A 24,329-nucleotide genomic window follows, 5' to 3' on the forward strand; every position below is an offset into this window, starting at 1 on the left:
CGTCTCAGCCCCGCCCCGCCATGTGCCGCAACATCAAGACCCTGTTCAACTTCGACCCGCCGGCCACCGAGCTGGAGATCCGCGACGCCTCGCTGCAGTTCGTGCGCAAGCTGAGCGGGTTCAACGTGCCGTCGAAGGCCAACGAGGCAGCGTTCGATCGCGCGGTCGAAGAGGTGGCCGCGTCGGCACGGGCGCTGATCCGCTCGCTGGTCACGACGGCCGAGCCGCGCAACCGCGAGGTCGAGGCGGCCAAGGCGCGCGCCCGTTCGGCCGAGCGCTTCGGCCCGCGCGCAAACTGATCAACCTCGCGCCGGCAGAAAGCGCGGATTGCGCAACAGCCCGGCCGACACCAGCGACACCAGCAGCCCGACCGGGAAGATCTCGGCGAAGGTCATCGGCAGCCGGAACAGCGGGTCCGCGTACTGAACCTTGAAGGCCTCCATCTGGGCCGTCAGCTTGGCCAGCGCCTCGGGGCTCACGCCCTTGGCGCGTTGCTGCTCGATCATGGCCTTGGCGTAGTCGCTCGCGAAGTCCATCTGCGTGAGGGTCTGGGCCAGTTCCCACGCCACGACGTAGATGACACCGGCCACGACGCTGATGCCCACCCCCAACCCGAAAGCCGGCCAGAAGCGGATCACGCCACCCAGATCCTGGTCGCGCCGGCGCTTGATCGCGACGAAGACCGCGCTGAGCGCGATCAGCATCGTCAGGTAGCCCAGCACCATGCCCCAATCCATCATGGTCTGGCCGCTCATCGCCATGACCATGACGGACATCGGAATGCCGGCCATCAGGCCGGCGATCAAGCCATGGACGAGGATCGAACGAAACATCGGGGGCCTTTCAGGAAATGGGGATGAAGAAGGCTCCATTGGCGGCGTTGGAGCACGCCGAATCAATCGGACGAAAGGGTGATTCAGGGGTGATTCAAGGGTGATCCGCCGCTCGCCATCGGGTAATCCCGAACGGTTCCGAACGATTCAGGTCGTCACGGCACCAGGCCCAGCTCGCGCGCCTTGTTGATCGCATCGGTGCGGCGCTCGGCGCCCAGCTTCTCGAACAACCGCGAGACGTGCGTCTTCACGGTGTTGGGCGAGATGTTCAGTTGCGCCGCGATCTCCTTGTTCGAGCGGCCCGCCGCCAACTCATGCAGCACGGTCAATTCGCGCGGGCTGATGCCAAGGGATTCCAGCGCCCTCGGGTTGCCGTCGAACGGCGGCGGCGGCTCGCGCCGGCCAAACACCCGCACGCCGATCACCACGCCCAGCGCGAGGAAAGCGAGCGCCACCAGGAACACGTAGAACTCGCCGGAATGCATGCGGACCAGGTGCTGGTACTCCAGCCACTGCAGGGCCAGCGTGCCGGCGGCGAGCAGCACGCCGTAGCCGAGCACCTGCTTCCAGATCGCCATCGCTTCACCCCCTCGCCCTGCCCACCACTTCGGGATCAGGCCGATGGACCTTAGCACTTGCACGGTGGCACGTCAGTCAGGGTGATGTCGGGGGCGACTCGGCGTTGCCGGGCTTCTCCATCCGCTCGGCCTGTGCCGGGTTCAGCATCCGCACGAAGGCCAGCTTGCCGCGCAGCCGCTGCCACAACGACGGATCGGTCGCGCCGCTGGTCCGCGCCCGGTGCAGCTCGGCCCGCAGCTGCCGGCGCTGCTTGCGCGACCAGCCCGGCGCCGTGTTGACCGTGACGCCGGCGACGCGCTGGCCGCTGGCCTGCGTCATCACCCGCGTCTTGTCGCGGTTCAGCCGGAAGCCCTCGTCGCGCACGATCGACTCGGCGCGCTTGATCAGTTGACGCGCCTTCTCGACATCGTCGCCCGAGAACGCCAGGTCGTCGGCATAGCGGGTGTAGACGAAGCCGTGCGCCTTCGCCAAGCCGTCCAGTCTTCGATCCAGGCGCAGTGCGAGCGCGTTCGCCAGGCCCGGGCTGGTCGGCGCCCCCTGCACCGCATGGCGTGAGCCGATCGGTACATGGAAACGCTCGTTGTCCACCACCACGGGTTGGCGCTCACTCTCGGTCATCAGCGCCGCCAGGCCCGCAGCCACCGGATATGCATAGCCGAACGAGATCAGCAGCCCGCGCACGCGGCCCACATGCAGGCTAGGGAAGAAATCCTGGATGTCGAGCTTCAGCACCACCGGCTTGCCGGCATGCGGCGCCGCATTGGTCGCGATCGAGCGGCCGGGCCTGAAGCCGTGGGCGCAGTCCGACACCGGCAGCTTCGCGACCAGCAGCGTGTTGAGCTTGCGCTGCAGCGCCTTCAGCTCGGTCTTCGGCGCCATGATCACGCGCTCGCCACCCCTGCGCTTCGGGATCGCGAAGCTCACGTAGTGGCTGACGCGCTCGCGCTGGCGGTGGATCGCGTAGTGACGCAGCTTCTTCTCGCTGATGCCCAGCGCCGCGGCCACGTCTGCTTCGCTGCGCCAGACGGGCAAGCCGTGGCGCTCCAGCTGTTCGGCATCGATGGCCAGGTCGCGGATGTGCCGATTGCGCGTGCGCAGCGTGCCGGAGAACAGGCGCGTGGCCTCGTCCATCGACATCACCTTGGGCGGCTTCGGCTCATCCCAGCCGCGCTTGCGCTTGGGCAGCAGCCGCTTGTCGCGCCAGCCGCGGCGCAGGTGGTGTTCCTTGAGCGGCGCCCCCGACAGATCGATGCGCTCGGTCAGCTCCGCGCTCGCGTCGTCATCGTCGTCGCGGGCCAGGCGCGAGATGTCGCGCGGCGGTGGGCGATAGCGGTCGAGACGGCGCTGGACGATGCGGAACAACTTCCACGCGAGATACAGCAGCGCGAGGGCGATCAGCAACCGCATGGCATGACGCGGCGGGTTGCCGGCGAGAAGAGGAAGCGGGGAAAGGGGCCCAGGGGGAGCGTTACCTGCAAGGCTCTGGACTCACGGCCTCCCCACGTTTCGTACGTGGGGACCGTGGCGAAGTGATGGGGGTAGTGAACTACCGCGGCGAAACGCCGCAGCATCGTCGCTAGCTGCATCCCCTCTGGGCGGGGCGAACTATCGCCAACGCGTTGCATGGTGTCAAGCGCCACGGCGTTTCCCTTCGCTGGCACGGAACAGCGCCACCATGTGTTCGCACGGACCCTTGTTCATCAGGTGCTCGCGGAACCACGCGCAGCCGCAGCTGCCGAAGATGATGCGGTCTTCGTCGTTGACGACGAGCTCCGGCGTCTGGTCGCCAGACTGGCCGCTGATGCGCCACTGGCGATAGACCACCTTGCGCTCGACCTTCTCGCCAGTGCGAGGGTGGCGGAACACGCGCAGCTTCTCTTGCTCTTCGGCATTCACGCTGTCGACGCGAACACCATCCGGCTGGCTCAACAGCGCTGTCGCTGCCTCGACCCGTGGATCGGGCGGGAACAACTTGTCGGTATCGATCGGCGGCGAAAACAACTCGCGGTGCCGCCAGTCGCGCGACTCGACATCGAACATCACGCGGCCTGCACGGTTCAGCGCCGCGAGCGCGTTAGCCGTGTCGACGAGCGACAGGCCGCTGCTCGCCGCCAGCGTTTCGGCGGTGGCGTGATAGACCGGCGCCAGTGCCGCCAGCACGCGCTCCTGAGTTTCGGCACTGCTGCGCTGGCTGTCACTCAGCAGATCGAGCCCGCTGTCGCCACCGAAACCGCTGCCGGCACCCACACCCGTCAACCCGAGCACGAAAGTCATGCCCGGCAGGCGCACCGCATAGAAGCTCGGCAGCGCACGCCCCTTCAGGTAGACGTCCACATGCTCGGCGAACGGCAGCAGCCCTTCGATCAGGTTCAGCTTGCGCCGGCCCCAGGTGCGGATGGCCCGCTTCTCCGGATAGCCGTGCGTCGCGCCGACCAGCGGCACGCGGTGGTCCCACGGCTCGATCAGCAGCGCGGCGTCTTGCCCCGGCTCGAACTCGTAGCGCAATGCCCGCGGGCTGACCTTCGCCTTGTTGTGCTTCAGGAAACGGATGCCCGACAGCAGATCCACCGCCCGCAGCCGCAAGCGCGTGCCGGGCATCGCCATCGCGGCCTGCACCTGCAGGAAGCCGCGCACCCAGCGATCGGGCAGCTCGACCTTCTGCTCGAAACGGCCGCCGGCTGATTCGGTGCGAACCTCGAAGCCTTCGGCACCGACGCGGAAGTGCGTGGCGCGCGAGGTGCGCATCTCGCCCAACGCGCCCCACAGCCACGCGGTGAAGTCGATGTTGGTGGTGCCGCAGCGCACTTCGCCTTCGGTCTCGAACACCTCGCGGTCGACACGCAGCGAGGCGTAGGCGCCCAGGTCTTGCGTGAACGCCTCGAACCAGACGCGATCGGGATGGACCGTGATCACCGGATCGAGCACACGACCGAGGTACTCGCCATCACTGGCCCAGTTGTCTTCGCTCCAGATCGCTTCGCCCAGCACACGCAGCGCCACGCGCAGCGGGAAGCCATGCTCGATGACGCGGCCGTGGAAGGCCACCGGCCGCAGCAGGTTGGCCGCCATCGACAGATCGGCGCGATCGCGCGTCGAGACGAACGCACTCGGCGACGCATAGGTGACCGACTGGAAACTCATGCCGCCCTCCGGTACACCACCCGCGCTTCGCTGGGCTCGGCCAGCTGCGGATGCTTGGCCAGGATGTACGCAACGAGGCCGAGCAGCCCCTCTTTCGGATAACCCTCGTCGGGCAACGCGAACGCTTCGCGGGCTTTCGTCAACACGCGTCGTGCGCCCTCTTCGTCATGCGCCGCGTTCTTCAGCGCGCCAAAAGCCTGTGCCCGCGTCTCGCGGTGCAGCGGACGCAGCAGCGTGCCGATCAGGATGTCGAGGTTGGCTTTCGCGAGCTTGTAGGCGCGCTCGTCACGCCGGCCGAGCACCCGGTAGGCCAGGCGCTGTACGTGAATCTCCGAGCCTTCGACCAGATCACGCACCGCAGCGCCGTCGTCCAGGTAGTCATCCATCGAACGTTCGAACAACAGCCGCGCGAGCCGGTTGTTGCGGATCAGGTTCGCGTAGTCGCGCACCGCATAGGCCGGCACCTTCGTCAGGATCGCGGCCGCGCGGCGCGCGAACGCCGCCGGCTCCAGCTTCAAGGCCACCAGCAGATCGGCCACGCGTTCGGCGGGCCCCACCTGTTTGGCATCGGGCTTGCCCCACATGCCGCGCGTCAGGTAGCGGCTGGCCAGGTGGTCGGCCAGCTCTTCGTCACCCGTCGCCCAGGCGCGCTCGAACACCTCGGTGTAGGTCTCGGCCCACGCCGGCGTCAGGTGCGCCTTGAACTGCGTGCGCGCCAGCTGCGGATACCGCTCGTACAGCTTCAGCGCCAGCGGCGGTTCCAGCTGCTGCACCGAGGCGAAGCCCCAGCCGAGAAAATTCCACTCGCGCGAGACGCCGGAGAACAGCGCCAGGCGACGCAAACGCTCGGCTTCATCGAGCGAGCGATCATCCAGCGTCTCTTCGAGCGCATCGTTGTAGGCCTTGCCGCGCGCGCACTTCACCAGCACCGCGATGCGGAAGTCGACCCAGCCGCGCGCCTTGGCCAGCTTGGCCAGCGACAACGCGCTGTCGCCCAGCATCGACCACGCGCCCACCTGGTTCAGGTGCTTCTGCACATACGGCAGCACCTCGGTGCCACGAGCTTCGAGCAAGGCCACGTAGGCCGGCCCCAGGTCAGACCACAAGCCCTCCGGGTGGCGCTCTTCGAGGGCGGCGAGCAGTTCGGCCTGCGGCATCGGCCCCCGCGCCAAGGCCAACGTCTCCTCGCGCCAGCGATCCAGCGGGACCTGGCGGCGGTAGAGCGACATCGCGAAGCCCCGGTCGCCCAGCGACTCCGCATGGCGCATCAGGCCGTTCCAGCGCTTGTCGGCGTTGTCGCGCCACGGCCGGTGCGGCAGGTGCTTGAGAATGAACGGCGTCGCGAGCGTGCGATCGGTGTCGTAGAGCTTGCGCGCGCTGGCTTCGTCGAGATGGGTCCAACTGCCGAGGTCGAACTTCTCGAGCACGCGGGCCCGGCGCGACGGCGTCTCGGCGGCGGCAAAACGCCGGGCCACGTCGGCGCACCACTGGTCGGCGTCGACACCCCAGCCGCGGCGGTCGCGGCGCTTCCACGCATACAGCTTGCGAAACAGCGGCACATCGTCCGCGCGGTCGACCTCGTCGAACCACGCGTCCAGCGCCGTCGCCTGCTTGCCGGCCCAGGGGATTGGCTCGACGCGCGTGAATTGGCCCTCCGGCACCGTCGCGAAGTCACTGAAATGGTTCAGTACGAACGAGCGGAACGCCACGCGGTTGCGCGCGTACAGCTTCGGCCCCCAGTACCAGCACATGCCGCCGAACGCCCGGTTCGTCGCAATGCCCTCCAGGCGCTGCGTCAACTCGGTGTCGTTCGTGATGTTGGCCAGGTGCCAATCGATCGTCTGTTGGAGCTGCCGTGCGTCGGCGCTGTCGAGAAACGATGGCAAAGCGGATCCCCTCCGGCGGGCGAGGATAGCGGCCCGCGGGCGGCTCAGCAATGCGGGGCCGCACCGGTGTCGGGCGAGTGCCGCTTTTTCTCGGCGTTAGGGCCCGTTGACCGCCTCGACATGCTGCCGCGGAATCGCGCGAAGGCAGACACGCGTTCCCTTGGCCTGGTTGCCGGCGAGCAGCCAGATCCGATCAGGCTCGGCGAGCAGGCAGAAACCGACATGGTGACGGATCGTCCCGTCGGTATCGGCCGAACGCATCAGCACCACGTCGCCGCGGCGGGCTTCGATGTGGCCACTGGCGTCGACCGTCCGCGATGTGGCCCATCCTTTCCAATGGACTGCGCCAGCGGGGGTCGGCGGTGGTGCCGGCAATGCCGCGTTTGCACTGGCATGGCTGTTGTGCTGGTTCACGACCCACGCCACGAAGGCCCCGCACCACGGCGTGGCATCGCCATCGTTCGGCAGCCCCGCGGCCGCGAGGTACTCGCAGATGCGCGGGTTGCTGGCCGCCACCGTCTTCTCGTTGCGCTCGACCTGCCCCAGTTCACCAATCGCCCAGTCCATCCAGGGCGCCGGGTCGACGGGCAGCGTCAAACCGGAGGTCGCGCTGGCGCGAATCGCGGCCAGCAGCGTTTCGTCGACACGGTCGAGCACCTCGGGGCGCTTCAACGCATCGTCGAACACCTGGCGCTGGGGATCGGCTGCCGTGTCGGTCTTGTAGCGATACAGCAGCGCCAGCGCGCGAAGGTCATCCGAGAAGCGGCGCTCCGTCGCAGGCACCCGTTGCACGGGCGGATTCTGCAAGCCCATCATCTTCTGCAGTGTGTCCGCCAGCTCGGGCACGGCCGGATGCTCCTGTCCGCGCTGCAGGCGGCCTTGGCCGGCAACGATGGGCGTCGCGCTCGAAGGCCGGCCGGTGATGCGGAAGAACAACGACGAGTCCAGTTGATTGGTCGGCGGCAGGCCTTGCTTGCGCGTGAAATCTTCGATCGCCGCGCGCGTGGCTTCGTCGAGATTGCCGGTGTGGGAGGCCATCCCCAGGTGCTGCTGCAGCAGGACGATGTCGCGCGGCTGCAGGCTGTTGCGCTCGAATTCGTTGACGGCGAACGAGAAGGGCTCCGCCGCCGGTGCTTGCTTCGCGTCAGGGGCCGCCGGGCCCGCGGCGAGGCCACGCGCGGCCACGTTGCTCTCTTCATCCTCGCGGGTCTTGCCCATCGAGCGCAGTCGCATCACCTTCTCGAGCAGCCCGAACCAGAACGGTGAGCCCAGCGAGATGAAGAATGCCGATGCCAGCACGCCGGCCACCCAGGTCCAGCGTTCTGTCAATGGCAAGGGCTCCAGGTACATCGCCGGCAGGCCCAGGAGGGGATCGCCGGCGAAACGATGCTCCGCGGGGCCCTGGAAGTCTTCCTTGTCACCCGACGGGCCGACCCGGTAGAACTGCATGCGCAAGTTGCGCTCGGTGAACAGTACCGGCAACTGCAGCATTTCGGCGCCGGCCCGCTGCACGCAGTCGTCGAACACCGCCCGTGAGCCCACGCTCTGCGCGGCGCAATCGGCAAAGGCCGCCGGGTCGCGCAGGAACGTGGCCCGCACCGATCGCCCTGCGCGAAGATCCTGCAGCATCGCGAGCACTCCGGTCTTCGCATCTGTCAGCGCCCCGATGGCTTCACGCATGGCCTTGCGCGAGCGTTCGTCCTTGCCGGCAGGGGCCGCCTGGGCCCAGGCCGAAATCTGGTTCAGGCACCGGAAGGCCTGCTCCAGCGTCTGCCGGGCCGGCAGCGGTTGGGCGGCGCCCGGCGGCGGCGGCACGCGGGTGTCATCGATGCTCGCCTTCACCGCCGGCAGCACATAGAGCCAGTCAAAGGTGTTGCTCAGCTTTCGGTTCGCGAGCGCTGCTTCGTTGACGATCGCGCAATGCTTCTCGACGGGAAACAAGTCAGGCGCCGACTTGGCGATCGCGTCGTCGTGGCGGTAGACCAGGTCCAGCTGGACCATGGCATCGTCGAGCCGGGTTGAGACCCGCAGCGACGGCCTGTCACTCAATGCGGCTGCCGACTTCGCCTGCGGCGCGGCCGCGGCAGACGCAGTCGACGAGCCGGCGCCGCTGCGGACCAGGCGGTCGACGTCTTCGGCCAGGGTGACCAGGGCGCGTCGCTGCTCGGGATCGGTCGACAGCGCTTCAGCAATGTAGAAGGTGTCGATGTTGAGCAGCCCGGCCAGCAACACCGCCAATGCAAAACCCACGCCCTGCATCTTGCGCTGGTACCACCCCGACGAGCGGTCGGTGATGTCGCAGAACCATCGCGCTATGGCGGCCTCGAAACCTTGCCAACTGGCCTCGTTGCCGGGCAACAACGCGCGCAGGCTCTTCCAGACGGGCTGACTGCCATGGCCACGCTCGGCGAGGAAGCCCGCCGGCGTCGTGAACTGTTCCGACGGGTGCCGCCCGGGGTTGAGCTCGTTGACCTCGATCAGCAAGGCGCGGGCGAACACGTCCGGCGCGATCGCGGACGGCCCGGTGGGTCGCTGCCACCAGGCCCCCTGGGTGGCCTGGTCGCCCTCGAACAGGCTGAAGACCAGCGGGTTGGCGAAAACCTTGTCGCGCATCGTCGCATCGCGGCCGACGGCCTCGAAGACAGCCAGGTGCAGGTTCTTGACCCGGCCCTTCCACATCGTGCCGAACCACAGCTCCTGCACCTTCGTCGCCAGCAGAGACACGATCAGGTACACCAGCACCAGACCGATGACGACTTCGAGGATCGCGTTGTTCACGGCCTTGCTCCTGGGTCAGAGCCTGGGAGGCTGTCGGGCGTGCCCGAGCAGCGCGTAAAAGGGCGTCCGATCGAGGCGCAAAGCTCAGCCATGGTTCGGACCATGGCGAGCGTCTGCAACGACGAGCGGGTGACTTTTGGCGTGAGAGCGGGCATGTGCGAAAGCCTCTCAGGCTCTTCAGTCGACATCGTTGTAGAACTCGTGGCCACCGATGCGCTTGCAAGGTGTCTTGCCGCGCGCCCAGTTCGGCCGCGTTCGGATGCTGCTGGCAAAGTAGTGGGTCGCCCGGTCGACGATGTCGGCCAGGCCGCCGCCGACCAGCTCCGCCGCGATGCGCTGGGCCAGCCTGAAGTTGTCGTCCGGTGAACGCAGGGCCTGGTCCAGCTTGTGGCGGTTGGCGTCGCCCGAGTTCCAGCAGCTGAACTGGAACGGATCCAGGCAGACCTGGCTCGCGGTGGTCTTCCTTCGGTAGTGGCGACGCAGGCGGTTCTGGATCACTGAAGCCACGGCCCGCATGCCGGCTTCGCCTTCGCCGCGCGCCTCGCCCCACAGGGTTTGCGCCACGATCTCGGCGTCGCCCGCCAGGCTGCCCGGCGCCGCGGGCGGTGTGTCCATGCGCACGCTCGCCTGCCGGTTCGGTACCGCGGCGCCCAGGGCATCGCGGTCGGAGCGGGTATAGGGCGCCACCTTGAACCAATCCAGCACCGGCGCGATGCGGCCGAACACCGCGTTCGCACCACCGCCTGGCTGGCCATCAATCTCGCCCAGGTGCATGCCCAGCAACTCGCGGCGATCGTTCCAGATCGCCGCTCCGCTGTCTCCGGCCAGGGTTGGCTGGTCGGTGCGATAGCCGATGCCGTCATCGAGGAAGTAGTCCTGCGTGCCCTCGGTCTGCGCCACGTCCATCCAGCCCGACCAGAAGATCTTCAGCTCGCCCGGCAGCGGGCCGTCGCAGCGGCGAACGGTGATCGCATCACCACGTGCGATGTCGTCGCACAGGCGCTCGGCCAGCATTTCTTCATTCGCTTGCAGCGCCCGCGCGTCGTCGGCGCTGACCTCCAGCAGGGCGGCATCGATCGGCGTGCGGTAGGCGTCCCGCCCCAGGCCGGGCTGCCATTCACACAGGAAGCCGGTGATCGGCAGGCCGGATGTCCCGATCAGGGCAGTGTCCGTGCCGGCCGAGCTGGGTGTGGGTGCCATGACATGCGCGCAGGTGAGCAGGTACTGGCGCTGGGGGTTGAGCCGATCGCGCACGAGGCAGGTCGCGGTGCCGCGCGCCTGCGGCAGCCGTTGCCGCAAGATGCTGGGCACGGCTTGTGCACGGGCCCGGGCCACGCTCACCACACGAGGCACGAGTTCGGCCGCCCCCAGTCGGACACGCTTCGGCCAAGCCGTGGTCGGGATGCCGTTGCGCACCCCCAGCTGCAGCAGCGGCGGTGCACCGTTGCGGTCGGGCAGACTCAGGCTGATCGATTCGACCAGCGACGGATCCAGCCAATCCGGCGCTTCGCGGCAGCTGGCACCGAGCCCGGCAGCGCGCCGTTGCAGCGCCTGTGCCCACCGGCGAAACGCGGCATGGACGGCCGTGTATCGGATCCGCCTGCTCATGGCGACGTCCTCGTCGGCAGGTCCCGCGTTGACGGTGTCGCAGGTGTCTGCGGCCGGGCGCCATCGCCGGCGGCCGAGGCCGCAGGCTGCGCCGACGCCGCAGCGGCTGGTGGCGTCGGGCCGGGCAGGTTGCACAAGGCGGCCTTGAGCTCTTCGTCGATGGCCGCCTTGCGTGTCTGGTCGTCGGCGACCCACAGCTCGCCCTTCGAGGTGGCTTCCTCCAGGCGCACGCCGAACCAGGCCTCGAAGTCCTGCCAGCGGCGCCACGAGGCGTCTGACAGCCGCGAGCGCAGGCCGGCGAGCTGGCTGTCGTCGGCACTCGGGGCCGGCGCGCTTTGCGCCTTGCCACCAGACGCGAGTTGCGCCGCAAGCACCGGCAGGTCTTTCATCGCCGTGGCCAGTTGTTCGATCCGGTCTTTCAGCTGGGCCAACTCGGGCGCATTTTGTTGAATGGACGTGCGCAGCTTCAGGTCGATGCCGTCTGCGCGCCTGTTCAACCGCGGGCCTGCGAGCTCGATCTGCTGGCGCAGCGCGACGACGGCGTCGAGCACGCGCTGGGCGCGCGCCGCTCGGCTGTTCAGCACCGCCGCGATGTCCTGCACCGGGTTGCCGACCGCTGCGCTGCGAACCGCCCCACCGCCCTTCAGCTCGAGCTGCCGCGCCTTGCGTGTGTCGGTCTCCCGCGGGACGGCGGCGGGTTTGCGAGCCTCGAGTTCGGACATCAGGCTGCGCTGGGCCAGCTTGTAGCTCGCCAGCACGGCGCGAAGCTCACCCGTCACGGCGTCCAGCGACGGCTTGTTGTCGATCGACCAGCCGCAGGTCTCCCAGCCGCAGCGCGCCGGTTGAGGCGGCCCAGAAATCTCGCGCGTCAGGTAAAGGTAGCGGGTGGCGGCCACCGACTCGCAGGCCAGGCGGCCGGCGGCATCGAAGTACATCGCCTCGATGCCCGGTGTCCGGTTGGACAGGACGCCGAAGGCGGCGCCGGCCACCAGCCCGAGCCGGAGCAGCTCGCGGCGCATCGCTTCACCCGAGCCGAAGGCACCGCGGTACAGGGCGTAGCCGGCGACTGGCCACAGCGCGGCGTTGTACCGCGCATCGACATTGATGCCGTTGCTGCCTCGCACGACCCACTGCAGCCGCTGCTGATCGGCGGCATACAGCGCCAGGGCCACCGGGGGATAGTGGTCACCGATGCTCGCCACCGGTTCGCTGCAGGCAGCGGATGTCGCCGACTGCCATTCCTCGCAACGTGGCGGCGCCCCCGTTGCGGGCGGCTGCTCGAACACGCCGGCCTGGCGCACGGGTGGCATCGGCTGCCATGTCGTGCAGCCCGACTGCAGCAGCAGAACCGCCGCCGCCAGCGACGGGCATCGCAATCCAAGCGAACGTGGTGGGGGCATGGCGACTCCCGTTGCAACAGCCTGGTTGCTTTATCGGTGGTTCCACCGACCTTGCCATCATCTACCTTCAGGATGGCCGTTAGCTGCAGTGCTGGCACTGGACGCCCCGGATCGCCTCCCTCGCGGCCCAACGAAACCGTCGGCGTCAGCGCGGCACGACCACCGCCACCGGCTGGTCGTCGGCCGGCGTGTCCTTGCCGCGGATCAGCCGGCGCAGGAACGGGATCGACACGGCCAGCGCCGCGCCGACGGCCAGGGTGCCCAGGCCGAGTTGCATGAACTGCTCGGCATAGGCCGGGTTGGTCGCCGCGGGCGTGCTGCCGGCCGCCTCAGGCAGCATGCCGGAGAACTCGCCCGCATACACCGAGGCCACTCCGGTCACCAGCATCCACGCGCCCATCATCACGCCCTGGTGCTGGCGCGGCGCCAGCTTGCCGATCATCGCGTAGCCCACCGGCGAGATCAGCAGCTCGCCGACCGCCTGCAGCGCGAAGCTCCCGAACAGCCAGCCAAAGCCGACCAGGCCGCGGCCGTCGGCCATCGAGATGCCGGCCGGCAGCAGCAGGAAGCCCGTGCCCATCAACGCGAGCGACAGCGCGAACTGCTGCGGCACGTCGATCTGCCAGCCGCGGGCACGCAGCCGCACGAACAGCGCCGACATCGTCGGGCCGCCGATCACGATCACCATGGTGTTGATGTTCTGGATCCACTGCGGTGCCACCGTGAAGCCCCACACGACCATGTCGACGTTGGCGTCGGCGAAAGTCTGCAGCCCGTTCGGCGCCATCTGGTAGAGCGTCCAGAACACGAGCGAGCCGATCGTCAAGACCAGGTAGGCCCACATGTTGCGGCGCTCTTGCGGCTCCGGGTGGCGCAGCGTCAGCCACAGCAAGACCAGCGCGATGCCCGCGCCGATCCACTTGACCAGGCTGCCGGTCGAATCCGGCCGCTGAAGCATGTACCAGACGAGCGGCACGAGGCCGACGAGGATCGCGGTGCAGGCCGCGAACCGCAGGCGGAACTGCTGCGGCGTCGCCTGCAGCAGCGGCGTGCTCAGGTCGGCCAGCGACTTCCAGTTGACCAGCGCCAGCACGATCGCCAGCACGTTGCCGACGGCGGCGAAGATGAACAGCTCGCTGTAGCTGCCGCTCAGCTGGAAGTAGCCCGCGGCAGAGAAGCCGACCGTGAAGCCGACGTTCATGCCCGCGTAGTTCCAGAAGAACGCGCCTTCGCGGCGCATGTCTTCGGGCGCGAAGCGCTGCGTCAGCATCATGTTCAGGCAGGTCACGTTGAGCCCGCTGCCGGTCAGGAACAAGGCCAGTCCCCCATACAGCGATTGCACCGTGCCGGTCGACATCCAGCCGCAGCCAATCACCTGCAGCACCATGCCGCCGACGAACAGGTTGCGGTTGCTCATCAGGCGGCCGCCCAGGTAACCGCCGAACAGGTGCAGGCCGTAGTTGAAGGCGCCGAACACGCCCATCATCGCGGCCGCGTCCTTGGTGCTGAACTGCAGGTGCTTGGTGGCGTAGAGCACCAGCGTCGAATACAGCACCGCGAAGCCCAGCGTCGAGAACATCTGGACGAAGAACAGCGCGCCCGCACCTTCGGGGATCTGCGCCAGGCGGCTCTTGAATGTGTTGGACATCGCGTCCCTCCTCGGATCCGGCACCGGCGGGCACCGCAAAGTGGCGCGGATCATAGCCATGGCCGCAGGCCAGGCGCGTCGGCGGCGACCAGGGTGATCCCTTGCCTAGACATGTTCCACCGGGCGAAAGTGACATGCGGTCTACTCTGGGCTGCCCTCCGACAAACGTTTTCCGACCACCGTTCTCCGGCAAGAATTGAACCATGCAAGAACAGCTCTATTCCGCCCTGCTGGGCTCGCTGCAAGAGATGCCCGGGTTCCTGCGCCATGCGCTCGGCGGGCTCCCGCCCGAGGTGCTGCTGCGCAAGCCTGCGAACGACAAGTCGCACCTGCTGGAACATTTGTGGCACACGCGGGATTGCGACGACGACCTCTACGGCTTGCGGATCCGGCGCATCCTGGCCGAGGAGCGACCGTCTCTGAAGCCTGTCGACGTCGATGCGTGGCCCCGGGATCGCGGCTACGAGTCGAGAAGCGGCGACCAGGCGATCGCCGAGTTCGAGAGCGGCAGGGCCAGGCTCTTGTCCGAGCTGAAGGGCTTGTCGCCCGAGCAGCTGGCGAGGGTCGGCGTTCGGGCCGATGGGTCTGAAGTGTCGGTGCTCGACGTCATCCAGCAACTTGCGCGACACGACCAGGATCACCGCTGGCGCATCACGGCGATCCTGCGGGGCTTCGCGGGCTTGGCTGCGCCGGCAGAAGGCTGAGACGCATGGCGCTTGTCCAGATCTCCATCCCCATCGCCACGATGTTCCTGTTCGGCATCGCCATCGGATTCGAGAAGCATTTGCTTCGAGAAACCATGGCGCGCAACAGCGCGTAGGTTTCGCACAGGGCCTCTTCCAGATACCTCAGAGATGGTGACGCGCAGGCTTCGAAGCGCATACAGCTTGGGCGTGAGCTTGCTGTGAACCAGCTCGTGATACGGCGTCGCGCGCTGCTCGGCTCGAGTCAACGCGCTCGTGATGTGGATATCGCCCCACTGACTGGTGAATCGCATCTCTCCATCGACCGCGGGGCCGGGCTTGATGGAGCTGCCTGCTGCTCCGACGGACCAAGAGCGTGAGCGGAGCGATGCGTGACTTTTTTTGAGAAGAACACAGGGATCTGGAGCGGAATTGCCGCTTCGCAGCGGTTGGAGTCGATGGCCGGCGGCGGCTCTGCTCACGCTGACTGGTGCTAAGCCCATTGGACGAGCGTCCAATGCACGTGTGAAAGACAGCTTTCCGAGGTGCAGCGGTCCTACGACCGCGTGCGCCCGGTCAAGGTCTCAACGACCGCTGCCTTGTAGCGCGAACTGGGAGTACCGACCCAAAGCGGAAATCAGCCATCAACGGGAACGGATGTTCGGAGTGACGCCGACGCAAAGCAAGTGCTGCGCGATCATCCGGCGCTCAGCGACTGCTTGAAACGCGTTTCCCACCTGAAATACTTGGGCGCATACCCGGGATAGGACCGGATGGCGAAACGGACAGGCAGCACGCCGCCGCGCCGCTCGTTGATCAGTCGGTCGGCCCGTCGGTTGACCGGGACCGCGGCGCCAGCAGGCGCTTGCGCACCGCATGGATGTTGTTGCGCAGCGCGTAAAGCTCTTCGGCATAGGACAGCGGCACCGCAATGCGGTGTGTGACACGGTCCAGCTCGTCCAGCTCGTCAAGCAAAGCGTCGCGCTCGGCTGTGCCGGTTTCCAGCTTTGCTTCCACCTCGCGCAGTCGCGCATACCAGCGGAACACGCGCGAGCGCACGCGGAAGGTGTAGAGCGGCGGTACGACGCGCGACAGCGGCAGCATCAGCACCAGCAGGCCGCCGACCACCAGCCACATGCGTTCCAGCAGATTGCCGGCCCAGAAGGGCAGGTAGCGCGCCCAGGCCGGCGGCGTGCCGTTGATCGCGCGGTCGCCCTCGGCGCTGACCGGCAGCTCGCTGGTGCGGGTGTTGGGGAAGTCGCGCGTGCCATTGAACCAGCCGGCCTCGCTGTGCTGGCCCAGGGCCGCCTGCGCGAACAGCTGGCGCAGCGCAGGGTGCGTCTGCTCGCGCGCCAGTAGTGCGGTGGTGGTGGCCAGCAGCGGCACGTCGTGAGTCGGCAAATCGGCGGCCACGTCGACCACACCGCGCGGTAGCGTCACGGTGGACAGGAAGGGCAGGTGGCGCGAATAGGCCTCGTTCTGCTCGAAGGCCATCAGCGCAATGGCCGGGTCGCGCAGCAGCGCGCGGATCAGGCCGGCCTGCGGCGCCGAGATCAGCACCGTGGCGTCCAACCGGCCCTGGCGCAGGGCCGCGGCGGCGGCGTCGGGCGCCAGATTGGACAGCCGCAGATCGGTCGGCTTCAGCTGGTTCAGCGCCAGCAGCTTTTCGACAATCTGCGGTACACCGCTGCCGTCCTGATCCACGTTGACTCGCAGGCCGCGCAGCTGAGCCAGGCGCTGCAGTTCGCCGCCGGGCTGGCGGCGCGCGATGCCGAGATCGCGACGATAGAAGATCCAGATCGGCTCGTAGAACAGGCTGCCCAGCGAGACGATGCCGGCCTCGGTATCGGCCGCCGGATCGGCCATGCCGCCACGTACAAAGCCCACATCGGCCGTGCCCGCGCGCAGATGGGCCAGATCGTCCTGCGCGCCTTCGGTGGAAATCAGCTCCACCTGAATGCGCTCGCGCGCCAGCGCCTTCGCGTAGCCCTCACCGAAGCCGGCGTAGGCACTTCCGGCCGGGCCGGTGGCCAGCCTCACCTGGCGCGGCGGCTGCGGATCCAGCCACCAGTAGGCCGCTGCCAGCAGGCCTCCGCCGAGCAGCAGCAGAGGGCCCATCGAGACCATCATGTCGCGCAGCGTCTGTAGCAGCAGGCGCAGGCTGCGGGTGGCATGCCATTGCTGAATCGGGGTCATGGCTTGCCGTCCTGAGCGGACAAGGTCTGGACCTTCGTGCAGCAGACTCGCTCGCACTCCTGGGCGCCCGCGTGAGTAGTGGCTGCAAGGGTGAGCATGATCGTGATGCCGATGCATCGCATGGGTTGGGGCCTTTGCCGATGGAGGACCGGCTCATCGTATTCGAGGCCTGCTGGCCGAACTGTTGCGTCCCCTTTCGCCGGCAGAGCTGCCGCTCACCAGGCGGAGTCGGCTTCGGGCTGGGGTCTTGTCGGAAATGGAGGGTGGCTGACGCCGGCGACTGAAAGTTGGCGTTCATCGGTCGCGCCGGCGGGTTGCCCCTGTGCAGCGAGTGCTGTCGGTCGATCCTCGACGCAGCAATCACGGTCAGGGCCACCTCTGCCAGTCATTGACCAGCTCTGGCGATCGCCGCGCGACTGAGCGGGCCCGAAGGTACTGCTGACGCTCAACGCTTGGCGGGCGCCGTGCCGAACCGTCGGGCGACCGAACGGCTGCTGCCGGTGCCGGCAAACTCATGCTGCCGACCCTGCACGACATCCGCAACCCAAGATTGACCGCCCTGAAGCGGCCGGTCGGATCCGTACCCCCGAAGGAGGCCTCCGCAGCAACGGGCACACACAGGTAGGCGGCACCATGAGCGATTGAGGCGTAGCGCGCGGAAACGGTGTGCCAGGAACAGGGTCTGTACCCTCCAACCGGAGGCACCGTCATTCGACAGACGCAGACTCGTTCTCTGTGTGCCGGTCAGGCTCCGTAGTGCGGAGGATTTCGTTCAGAACGGAAGTGGCGTAAGTCCCGGCGGGCAAAGAGAACGTGAGTACCAGTTGATTGGCTTGCGGCCATTCCCATGACATTTCCACCGGGCTCGCCACCAGGGCGCGGCGCTCCTGATCCAGACCGGCGTGTTCCATGCCACCGCACAAGGTGGCGTGACGTTCAGCCACTCCGTTTTCCAGGGCCTGCGCTTGATCGGTGGTGATCACGCGACCCCGTCCCCAGAGCGGTCCGGTGGGCCGGCCCGCCGCATCCATCACGTCACCAGGCAGGGTCTTGCCCCAGAGTCCCTGCTGAACTCGCAGCGCCAGCACTTCGTTGAAGACGAAGGAGCGCACCGCCGACAGGTAGATGCCCTTCCTCTTCGGGTTGCGCACGCGGATCTCGCGCGCCAGCATGGCCAGTCCCTGCGTCACGTTGCCGCCGTCGTGGCCGAAACGCTGAGCGCCGAAGTAGTTGGGCGCGCCATGTGACGCAACGGCCTTTAGGTTGGCCTCAATGGCGTCGCGGTCGCCGGTCACGTCACGCAGCACGATGCGGAATCGGTTGCCCTGCAGATCACCGGGGCGCAGCTTTTTCACATGGCGGCTCTGACTCAGGACCTTGAATTCCGGGTGCTGAAGCAGAGTCAGGTCGGGCGTCTCGCCCTTCGGTAGATAGATGCTGAACCACTGACGGGTGATGGCGTAGCGGTCCTTGAGGCCGGCATAGCCCACGTCCCTTTCCTGCACGCAGGCGACCTCGGCCAGCTGCTGGGCGACGAAGGCGGTGTTGGCACCGTTCTTTTCGACGTCCAGCCAGATGTGTTCGCCCTCACCGCAGGGCAGCTGCAGCGGCAGTTCGGTCACGATGAAATCCTCGTTGAGGAGTTTCAAGGTGGCGCTGGCGCCGCTGGCCGGATAAGCGCGGGGCCAGTGCGGCAAGGTCGCGTATTGAGCGTCGGTCATGAGGAGTCTGACGGCACCAGCTGTCGATAGTGACAGGCTGTCTAGCCGACCATGGGGCGGTCCAAACAGTGATTCTCTCCCTACCCGCATACCTTGACGAGCGTCGACAGATGCGACTTCAATGGGAACCGTTGTGCGCTACGACAGGCGCTTCCGGGCGGCGACGTCAACTCAGGGAGCCGGCCATTTCCTGTCACTCCCATGGGTAGCAATGCGGCAGCCACAGTTCGACGGGTCAAGCGTGGACCATCGACCGAAGAGGCTAACGCCACGCACGCCACTGCGTTCAACCGCTAGCTTCGCGCATGCAGGCCCTGCCATCTGAGCTGCGTCTTTGAGCGGGCTGGGTCGGACGAAAAAAAACCGACTCAGGAGAGCCGGTCATTCAAGGGGAGCCGCTGGTTCAGTAGCGACCACCGCCGAAGCCGCCCGTCCCGTAGCCGATATCCGTACGCTTGGTTGCGGTGTACTCACCTGCCCTGTAGCCGTTCGAATCTCTGCTTGCTTCGCGGGGACGGGCGAGACTAACGACGATCGAGCGCCCATCGACGGACATGCCGTGCAGGGCCGAGATGGCGGCCTGGGCAAATTCGGCAGAAGCCATTTCCACAAAGCCAAATCCCTTGGAAGTGCCGGTTTCCCGGTCCATCATGACCTTGGCAGAGGAAACGCTACCAAACTCGGCAAAGTTGCTTTTCAGGGCGGAATCGGTCACAGAATAGGGCAGGTTACCCACGTAGATCTTGTTGCTCATCGACGAGCCTTTCTAGGTACTGGCGCACCATCAGGATGCGGATTTGTAATTTGCGAATGGGGAGTCCGCAACGAGGGGAAGACAGGATCTGGTGATACCAGATCGTCAGCACGCAGGCGGATGCGACATGCACGCTCGCAACCAGCCCTGAGTGACGGCGAACAGCCGAGCACCTTCGCGAGAGGCAAAGGTTGTTTCGAAGCGGAACACCCGGCGGCTACTGCCGTCGCCCTGAGCCTGACGAACCGAAAAGGAGGCGCGAAAGCGGCCACAGTCGGTGGGGTGTGTCGCGGGCGAAACGACGTACTTGCCCATGGGAATGGCGATGTTCGAAATGTTGTTCAGTCAAGATTGCAGGGCTTGAATCGCCCGACGGGAGCACTTTGGGGGACGGTTAGCTACCTACCGTGCCGGCCAAAAATGTGGAAAGTCACCTACTACGCCCCGGATGACGTCAATCGCCAGTCAGAGAAAGCATGTCACGGTGACGCTTCATTATACCGATTTGCGCCTGTTGGATGGAATCTATATTTCTTCAGATACTAACGTCAGACCTTGGGGGCATCTGTGATGAACCCACGTCCGTCGGGCTTGGCAGATCAGTGAAAACGTCGTCGCCATGGACGATGACGGAGATCCATCCATTCCGGAAGGTGTAGTTGACGCGCCTGTGCTGAAGGCATTTGCTGCACAGCGCGCCCGAAGAGGTGGAGGCACGGCCCCCGGGCTTCCGCCGCTCGCGTTCTTGACGCCGTTCGAGCTTGCCGAACGGCCGTTCTGCGACACCGAGATCAGAACAGAGGATGTCTCCTGAGGGTCGGCAGCGACCAGGCGACGCCTCGTTTCACGACATCGGGTCGTACATGAACTCGCGCAGTTCCTGATCACACCGACACGCCGCCGCGATCTTCGCGGCCCATGCCACCGCCGCCTCCCGCGACGGCAATTCGAGGATCGTGTACCCGCCCTCGATCCGCCGCGTCTCCGGGTAGGTCCCTTCGACCACCGAGCCGTCCGCCGACACCTTCACAGGCGCCAGGTCCTCGTTGATCCCACCGCCGAAGACGTAGACACCGGCAGCCTTGGCCTCCTCGATCACCGCGTGCGCCGCATCGGCCACCGCCTGAAACTCCCCCTGTGGGATGACCATAGCGGCACTGGGAAACGAGATGAGGTACTTGGTCATGCGGTACTCCTTGTGTTTGCGACGGTGGAATCGGCCTGCAAGCTACGACGATGCACCGGCCAGACCTTCGACAGTTCCCGCCTGGTGTTAACCCTGAAAGCTGAACCACAGCCAATGTAGATGGTTGTCCTAGACGCGCATCGTCGCGTCACCGGTCGCGGTCGCTGCCGTCACTGGAGTCACGAGGCGGAATGTCGGAGGCCCATCTGACGCAGCCTTCGCTCCCCACGCATTTGCCGATCAAGCCGAGGTCGGCAGATGTTCTTGTCGAAATCGACTGCCGGCGATCGTCGTGCCTTCGGAGGGCTCTTCCTCCATCCCCCGCCCCAGCGCAATGCACCCCAACGACCCCGTCACCGCCGCGCTCGCCGGCTACCGCGCTGCCGTCCTCGCGAAAGACGTCGATGCGTTTTGCGCGCTCTACGATCCCGACATCCACGTCTTCGACATGTGGGGCCGGTGGCAGCACCAGGGCCTCGCGGCATGGCGGGACATGGCCAGTGGCTGGTTCGGCTCGGTCGGCGATGAGCGTGTCGTCGTCGAGTTCAGCGAGGTGCACAGCAGCGTCTCGGGCGATCTCGCCTTCGGCCATGCCTTCGTGCGCTTCTCGGCTGAGGCGGCCGATGGCACGGAATTGCGCTCGCTGAACAACCGGCTGACGCTCGTGCTCAAGCGCCAAGCCGAAGGCTGGAAGATCGCGCACGAGCACACCTCGGCACCGATCGACCATGCTTCTTGCAAGGCCATGCTACAGCGCTAACGCTTGAAATCGCGGGAGTCTGGCGCACAATGCCCGCCCCGCGTCACTTGCCGAGCGCCCGCCATGCTGCATGACCCGACCCGTCACGAACCGCTGAACGCCGCCCCTTGGAGCGAGGCGCAGGCCCGCGCCGAGATCGCGCGCATCGTCGCTGACACCGTCGCCCGCTTCGAGGCCAGTGGCTGGTGGCCGATCCACCCGAGGGACATCGACGGCGACGACCCGAGCGTGCCCCCAACGACGCTGTACTTCGGCGCGATGGGCACGGCCTGGGCGGTGCACTACCTGCAGGCGGTGGGTGCTTGCTCCGGCCGGGTCCGCTTCGACGCGCGCCTGGGTGAGTTGATCGAGCGCAACCGGGCCTGGTTGAAGTCGGTGTCGATCGAAGACGCCGCCGCGTCCTACCTGATGGGCGACCTGCCGGCGCTGATGATGGCGCAGGAGCAGGCGCCCACCGAATCGGGCCTGCAGCAGCTGCTCGCGTTGATCGACGGCAACATCAATCACCCGGCCCGTGAGCTGATGTGGGGCTCACCCGGCACGCTGCTGGCCGCGCTGTTCCTGCATCAACGCTTCGGCGACGAGCGTTTCGCCGACGCCTTCCGCCGCACCGCGGCGCACCTGCGCTCGCAGCTCAAGTGGTCTGAAGAACACCGCTGCCACTACTGGGACCAGGATCTGTACGGCCGCGACTCGACCTATCTCGATGCGGTGCACGGCTACGCTGCCACGGCCGCGGTGCTGATCCGCGGCCGCCACCTGCTGCCGGCCGACGAGTGGGCCACCTGGCAGCACACCATCGTGCAGACGATGACGGCCACCGCGCAGCGCGAGGATGGCCTGGCCAACTGGCCGGCCCAGTTGATCAGCAGCAGCCCGAGCCCGCAGAAGAAGCTGATGCAGTTCTGCCACGGCTCGCCGGGCTTCGTGATCTGCCTGGCCGATCTGCCCGACCCGCAGCTCGACGAGCTGCTGCTGGCCGCCGGCGAAGCCACCTGGGTGGCCGGCCCGTTGGCGAAGGGCTCGAACCTTTGCCACGGCACCGGCGGCAACGGCTATGCGTTCCTGAAGCTGTACGAGCGCACGGGCGACGCACGGTGGCTGGAGCGTGCCCGCGCGTTCGCGATGCACGGCATCCAGCAGGTCGCGAGCGACGAGCGCGAATACGGCCAGTTGCGCTATTCGCTGTGGACGGGCGACCCGGGCTTTGCCGTCTACCTGTGGGACTGCATCCGCGCCCGGGCCGCGTTTCCGACGCTCGACGTCTTCTACGCCTAGCGCGCCGGCGTCGGCTTGTCGGCCACCGCCTCCGGTGTGTCAGCCGGCGCGGGCTTCGGCGCCGTCAAGAAGGCGGGCTCCACCCCCGGCTGCTCACGCGGGCCCGGCGGCTCGGCCTCCGGCTGCGTAGCGGCCGGTGCTGCCGGCGCTGATGACGTGAAGCGCCGTGCCGCCATCGGCAGCGATGACGCGGCCTTCTTCAGCGCCGGCTCGATGGTGAAGCTGTCGCGCGCGATGCCGTTGGTGTCGATCATCTGGGCCTGCAGCAGGTTCTGGTCGGCCCGCACGCTCAGGTAGCCGTACATCAGGCCGCGGAACGCGCTCCAGCTCGGCTGGGAGCCATCGAACGAGCGCAGGCCGGCACCGCCGGTACCGACCACCGCGTAGACCACGCCCCGCTCGCCGGGCTTGGCGACCGCATCGCCCTTCATCGGCTTGCTGCGCTCGTAGTTGTGGTCATGGCCGGTCAGCACCAGGTCGACACCGTATTCTTCGAACAAAGGCGCGTAGTCGCGTCGCATCTCGATCTCCGAGCCGTGGTCGCCGCTGGACCAGGGCGGGTGATGGAAGAACACGATCTTCCACGGCTGGTTCGTCGCGGCCAGGTCGTCTTCGGCCCAGGCCAGCTGGCGGTTGTCGTCGCACGGGCCTGAGTAGCCGATCGCGCAGCTCGAGTCGAGCGCAACGAAGTGCACCGGCCCCCAGTCGAACGAGTAGTAGTACTCCGCCCGTTCGGGGTTGTTGGCAGGCAGGTAGAAGTTGTCGATGTACGGCTGTGCATCGTTCGACTCGTACTCGTGGTTGCCGGGCGACGGGAAGAACGGTGTCTCGCGCAGCAGCGGCGCCATCGGCGCGAACACGTAGTTCTGGAACTCCGAGTCGGTGCCTGACGAGTAGGCGTTGTCGCCCAGCGTCAGCATGAAGTCGCCATGGCGAGTCGACTTGTTCAGCAGTGCCAGCACCTTGGCCTGGTCGGAGCCGCCGGTGCCGTAGTCGCCCATCGCGGTGAAGTGGATCGCGCGGTTGGGGCCCGCGGCCGTACGGAACTGGCGCACGCCGGTGACCGAGCCACAGGCTTCAACGATGTAGCTGTAGGTCGTGCCCGCCTTCAAGCTCGGCAACTTGATCGCGTGGTAGCGGTCGCTGCGGGTGGCGTTGGCGATCAGCGAGGTGTCCTGACCAACACCGTATTTCACCCTCGGCGTGCAGCTCGAACTCGTGCGGAACGCGACGATCGCGCTGCTCGCGCTGACGCTTTGCAGGTAAGGCTTGCGCGGCAACGATGGGCCACTGTCGGGCGCCGGTGTCTTGACGGCCGGCCCGCAGATCTTGGCCTCGGTGACCGAGGCCCAGTCGTTCGAGGTGTTGCCGTTCACCGTCAGGCGCAGGTAGCGCGCCGAGCGGGTGTTCGACAGTTCGTAGGTCTGCAACGAGTTGTTGCGCACGCTGTCGCCGCCGAAACCCTTGACGAAGTTCTGGCCATCTTTCGAGGTCGACACCTCGAAGTGGTAGGTGCGGCCGCTGCCGTCGTACCAGGCGACCTGCGCCGCTGCGATCTTCTGCAGCCGGCCAAGATCGAGCTGCAGCCAGGCGCCCTTGCCGGGGCCGCTCCAGCGGGTGTCCAGCTTGCCATCCTGGGTGAGCCCGGCGACGTTGCCGTCGCCGTCGTCAGCGCTGGCGAGAGCACCGGTGGCCGTGTAGGCCAGGCAATCCGGCGCCGCGTGCAGCAGCGTGGGTGAAGTGAAGAAGGCCGCGAGCAACAAGCGAGCGGCGATGGATCGATTCATCTTGTGCAACTCCTCGGTAAGTGAGTGGCAAATGGGCGTGGGCGGCACGGTCGCACCAGCCCCGCCTCCTCCCTGGCCCATGGCCGTGTGC

19 protein-coding genes are annotated in these 24,329 nt (G+C 67.0%); 4 read left to right on the forward strand and 15 right to left on the reverse strand.

The genetic code is table 11. From position 1 onward, the window contains the following. The first annotated feature begins 20 nt into the window (after window positions 1–20). Window positions 21–299, forward strand: a complete 279-nt coding sequence (locus VFY73_RS11225; RefSeq protein WP_329718727.1) for a DUF2277 domain-containing protein — start codon at window positions 21–23, stop codon at window positions 297–299. Here the strand turns inward: VFY73_RS11225 and VFY73_RS11230 are convergent, their stop codons facing one another. The 9 genes from VFY73_RS11230 to VFY73_RS11270 form a co-directional block, all read right to left on the reverse strand. Continuing rightward, window positions 300–833 (reverse strand): DUF4199 domain-containing protein, encoded by a 534-nt coding sequence (locus VFY73_RS11230; RefSeq protein WP_329718664.1) that lies wholly within the window; start codon window positions 831–833, stop codon window positions 300–302. Window positions 834–988: 155 nt separating this feature from the next. After that, entirely contained in the window at window positions 989–1,474 is a 486-nt protein-coding gene (locus VFY73_RS11235; RefSeq protein ID WP_329718666.1) for a response regulator transcription factor, read from the reverse strand. A 13-nt stretch (window positions 1,475–1,487) separates the two neighbouring features. Next, a complete protein-coding gene (locus tag VFY73_RS11240) occupies window positions 1,488–2,819 on the reverse strand; it encodes a reverse transcriptase family protein (protein ID WP_329718668.1) in 1,332 nt (443 codons plus the stop codon). A gap of 222 nt (window positions 2,820–3,041) precedes the next feature. Then, entirely contained in the window at window positions 3,042–4,553 is a 1,512-nt protein-coding gene (locus VFY73_RS11245; protein ID WP_329718670.1) for an SWIM zinc finger family protein, read from the reverse strand. Further along, the gene (locus VFY73_RS11250) at window positions 4,550–6,439 is read right to left on the reverse strand and encodes a hypothetical protein (RefSeq protein ID WP_329718672.1); all 1,890 of its coding nucleotides are present in this window, start codon (window positions 6,437–6,439) and stop codon (window positions 4,550–4,552) included. Before VFY73_RS11250 ends, VFY73_RS11245 begins: the two co-directional genes overlap by 4 nt. A gap of 96 nt (window positions 6,440–6,535) precedes the next feature. Next, a complete protein-coding gene (locus VFY73_RS11255; protein ID WP_329718674.1) occupies window positions 6,536–9,217 on the reverse strand; it encodes a hypothetical protein in 2,682 nt (893 codons plus the stop codon). Window positions 9,218–9,394: 177 nt separating this feature from the next. Further along, the gene (locus tag VFY73_RS11260; protein ID WP_329718676.1) at window positions 9,395–10,825 is read right to left on the reverse strand and encodes a cell wall hydrolase; all 1,431 of its coding nucleotides are present in this window, start codon (window positions 10,823–10,825) and stop codon (window positions 9,395–9,397) included. Next, window positions 10,822–12,225, reverse strand: a complete 1,404-nt coding sequence (locus VFY73_RS11265; RefSeq protein ID WP_329718678.1) for a hypothetical protein — start codon at window positions 12,223–12,225, stop codon at window positions 10,822–10,824. The genes VFY73_RS11260 and VFY73_RS11265 overlap by 4 nt, the downstream gene beginning before the upstream one ends. Before the next feature lie 145 nt (window positions 12,226–12,370). Then, a complete protein-coding gene (locus VFY73_RS11270) occupies window positions 12,371–13,873 on the reverse strand; it encodes an oligopeptide:H+ symporter (RefSeq protein WP_329718680.1) in 1,503 nt (500 codons plus the stop codon). A gap of 203 nt (window positions 13,874–14,076) precedes the next feature. On the opposite strand from VFY73_RS11270, the gene VFY73_RS11275 reads away from it, so the two are divergent. Continuing rightward, entirely contained in the window at window positions 14,077–14,577 is a 501-nt protein-coding gene (locus VFY73_RS11275) for a DinB family protein (RefSeq protein ID WP_329718683.1), read from the forward strand. A gap of 795 nt (window positions 14,578–15,372) precedes the next feature. Here the strand turns inward: VFY73_RS11275 and VFY73_RS11280 are convergent. From VFY73_RS11280 to VFY73_RS11300, 5 genes are all read right to left on the reverse strand, one after another. Next, window positions 15,373–16,752 carry a TAXI family TRAP transporter solute-binding subunit gene (locus tag VFY73_RS11280; RefSeq protein ID WP_329718685.1) on the reverse strand — a complete coding sequence of 460 codons (1,380 nt, stop codon included), beginning with the start codon at window positions 16,750–16,752 and terminating at the stop codon, window positions 15,373–15,375. A gap of 707 nt (window positions 16,753–17,459) precedes the next feature. Beyond that, window positions 17,460–18,473, reverse strand: a complete 1,014-nt coding sequence (gene truD / locus VFY73_RS11285) for a tRNA pseudouridine(13) synthase TruD (RefSeq protein ID WP_329718687.1) — start codon at window positions 18,471–18,473, stop codon at window positions 17,460–17,462. Window positions 18,474–18,876: 403 nt separating this feature from the next. After that, window positions 18,877–19,227, reverse strand: a complete 351-nt coding sequence (locus VFY73_RS11290; protein ID WP_329718689.1) for an RNA-binding protein — start codon at window positions 19,225–19,227, stop codon at window positions 18,877–18,879. A gap of 105 nt (window positions 19,228–19,332) precedes the next feature. Continuing rightward, complete coding sequence (locus VFY73_RS11295; protein WP_329718691.1) at window positions 19,333–19,542, reverse strand: hypothetical protein; 210 nt, start codon at window positions 19,540–19,542, stop codon at window positions 19,333–19,335. Window positions 19,543–20,071: 529 nt separating this feature from the next. Continuing rightward, window positions 20,072–20,413: a YciI family protein gene (locus tag VFY73_RS11300; RefSeq protein ID WP_329718692.1), complete on the reverse strand. Its 342-nt coding sequence runs from the start codon at window positions 20,411–20,413 to the stop codon at window positions 20,072–20,074. A 334-nt stretch (window positions 20,414–20,747) separates the two neighbouring features. Here VFY73_RS11300 and VFY73_RS11305 point away from each other — a divergent pair, with 334 nt between their 5' ends. Together VFY73_RS11305 and VFY73_RS11310 are read left to right on the forward strand one after the other, a co-directional pair. Then, window positions 20,748–21,173, forward strand: coding sequence for a YybH family protein (locus tag VFY73_RS11305; RefSeq protein ID WP_329718694.1), 426 nt, complete (start codon window positions 20,748–20,750; stop codon window positions 21,171–21,173). Between the two features lie 63 nt (window positions 21,174–21,236). Beyond that, window positions 21,237–22,451 (forward strand): LanC-like protein, encoded by a 1,215-nt coding sequence (locus VFY73_RS11310; RefSeq protein ID WP_329718695.1) that lies wholly within the window; start codon window positions 21,237–21,239, stop codon window positions 22,449–22,451. Here the strand turns inward: VFY73_RS11310 and VFY73_RS11315 are convergent. After that, the gene (locus VFY73_RS11315; protein WP_329718697.1) at window positions 22,448–24,238 is read right to left on the reverse strand and encodes a metallophosphoesterase; all 1,791 of its coding nucleotides are present in this window, start codon (window positions 24,236–24,238) and stop codon (window positions 22,448–22,450) included. The genes VFY73_RS11310 and VFY73_RS11315 overlap by 4 nt on opposite strands. Window positions 24,239–24,329: the final 91 nt, after the last annotated feature.

This window comes from Ideonella sp., assembly GCF_036277275.1.
GTDB lineage: Bacteria > Pseudomonadota > Gammaproteobacteria > Burkholderiales > Burkholderiaceae_C > Ideonella.

What these genes read in the sequence shown, in the direction of transcription:
- VFY73_RS11270 (WP_329718680.1), bottom strand. Translation starts at nt 13,873, where the DNA reads ATGTCCAACACATTCAAGAGCCGCCTGGCGCAGATCCCCGAAGGTGCG.
- VFY73_RS11225 (WP_329718727.1), top strand. Translation starts at nt 21, where the DNA reads ATGTGCCGCAACATCAAGACCCTGTTCAACTTCGACCCGCCGGCCACC.
- VFY73_RS11275 (WP_329718683.1), top strand. Translation starts at nt 14,077, where the DNA reads ATGCAAGAACAGCTCTATTCCGCCCTGCTGGGCTCGCTGCAAGAGATG.
- VFY73_RS11240 (WP_329718668.1), bottom strand. Translation starts at nt 2,819, where the DNA reads ATGCGGTTGCTGATCGCCCTCGCGCTGCTGTATCTCGCGTGGAAGTTG.
- VFY73_RS11265 (WP_329718678.1), bottom strand. Translation starts at nt 12,225, where the DNA reads ATGCCCCCACCACGTTCGCTTGGATTGCGATGCCCGTCGCTGGCGGCG.
- truD (WP_329718687.1), bottom strand. Translation starts at nt 18,473, where the DNA reads ATGACCGACGCTCAATACGCGACCTTGCCGCACTGGCCCCGCGCTTAT.
- VFY73_RS11295 (WP_329718691.1), bottom strand. Translation starts at nt 19,542, where the DNA reads ATGGGCAAGTACGTCGTTTCGCCCGCGACACACCCCACCGACTGTGGC.
- VFY73_RS11245 (WP_329718670.1), bottom strand. Translation starts at nt 4,553, where the DNA reads ATGAGTTTCCAGTCGGTCACCTATGCGTCGCCGAGTGCGTTCGTCTCG.
- VFY73_RS11305 (WP_329718694.1), top strand. Translation starts at nt 20,748, where the DNA reads ATGCACCCCAACGACCCCGTCACCGCCGCGCTCGCCGGCTACCGCGCT.
- VFY73_RS11230 (WP_329718664.1), bottom strand. Translation starts at nt 833, where the DNA reads ATGTTTCGTTCGATCCTCGTCCATGGCTTGATCGCCGGCCTGATGGCC.
- VFY73_RS11310 (WP_329718695.1), top strand. Translation starts at nt 21,237, where the DNA reads ATGCTGCATGACCCGACCCGTCACGAACCGCTGAACGCCGCCCCTTGG.
- VFY73_RS11315 (WP_329718697.1), bottom strand. Translation starts at nt 24,238, where the DNA reads ATGAATCGATCCATCGCCGCTCGCTTGTTGCTCGCGGCCTTCTTCACT.
- VFY73_RS11260 (WP_329718676.1), bottom strand. Translation starts at nt 10,825, where the DNA reads ATGAGCAGGCGGATCCGATACACGGCCGTCCATGCCGCGTTTCGCCGG.
- VFY73_RS11290 (WP_329718689.1), bottom strand. Translation starts at nt 19,227, where the DNA reads ATGAGCAACAAGATCTACGTGGGTAACCTGCCCTATTCTGTGACCGAT.
- VFY73_RS11300 (WP_329718692.1), bottom strand. Translation starts at nt 20,413, where the DNA reads ATGACCAAGTACCTCATCTCGTTTCCCAGTGCCGCTATGGTCATCCCA.
- VFY73_RS11280 (WP_329718685.1), bottom strand. Translation starts at nt 16,752, where the DNA reads ATGACCCCGATTCAGCAATGGCATGCCACCCGCAGCCTGCGCCTGCTG.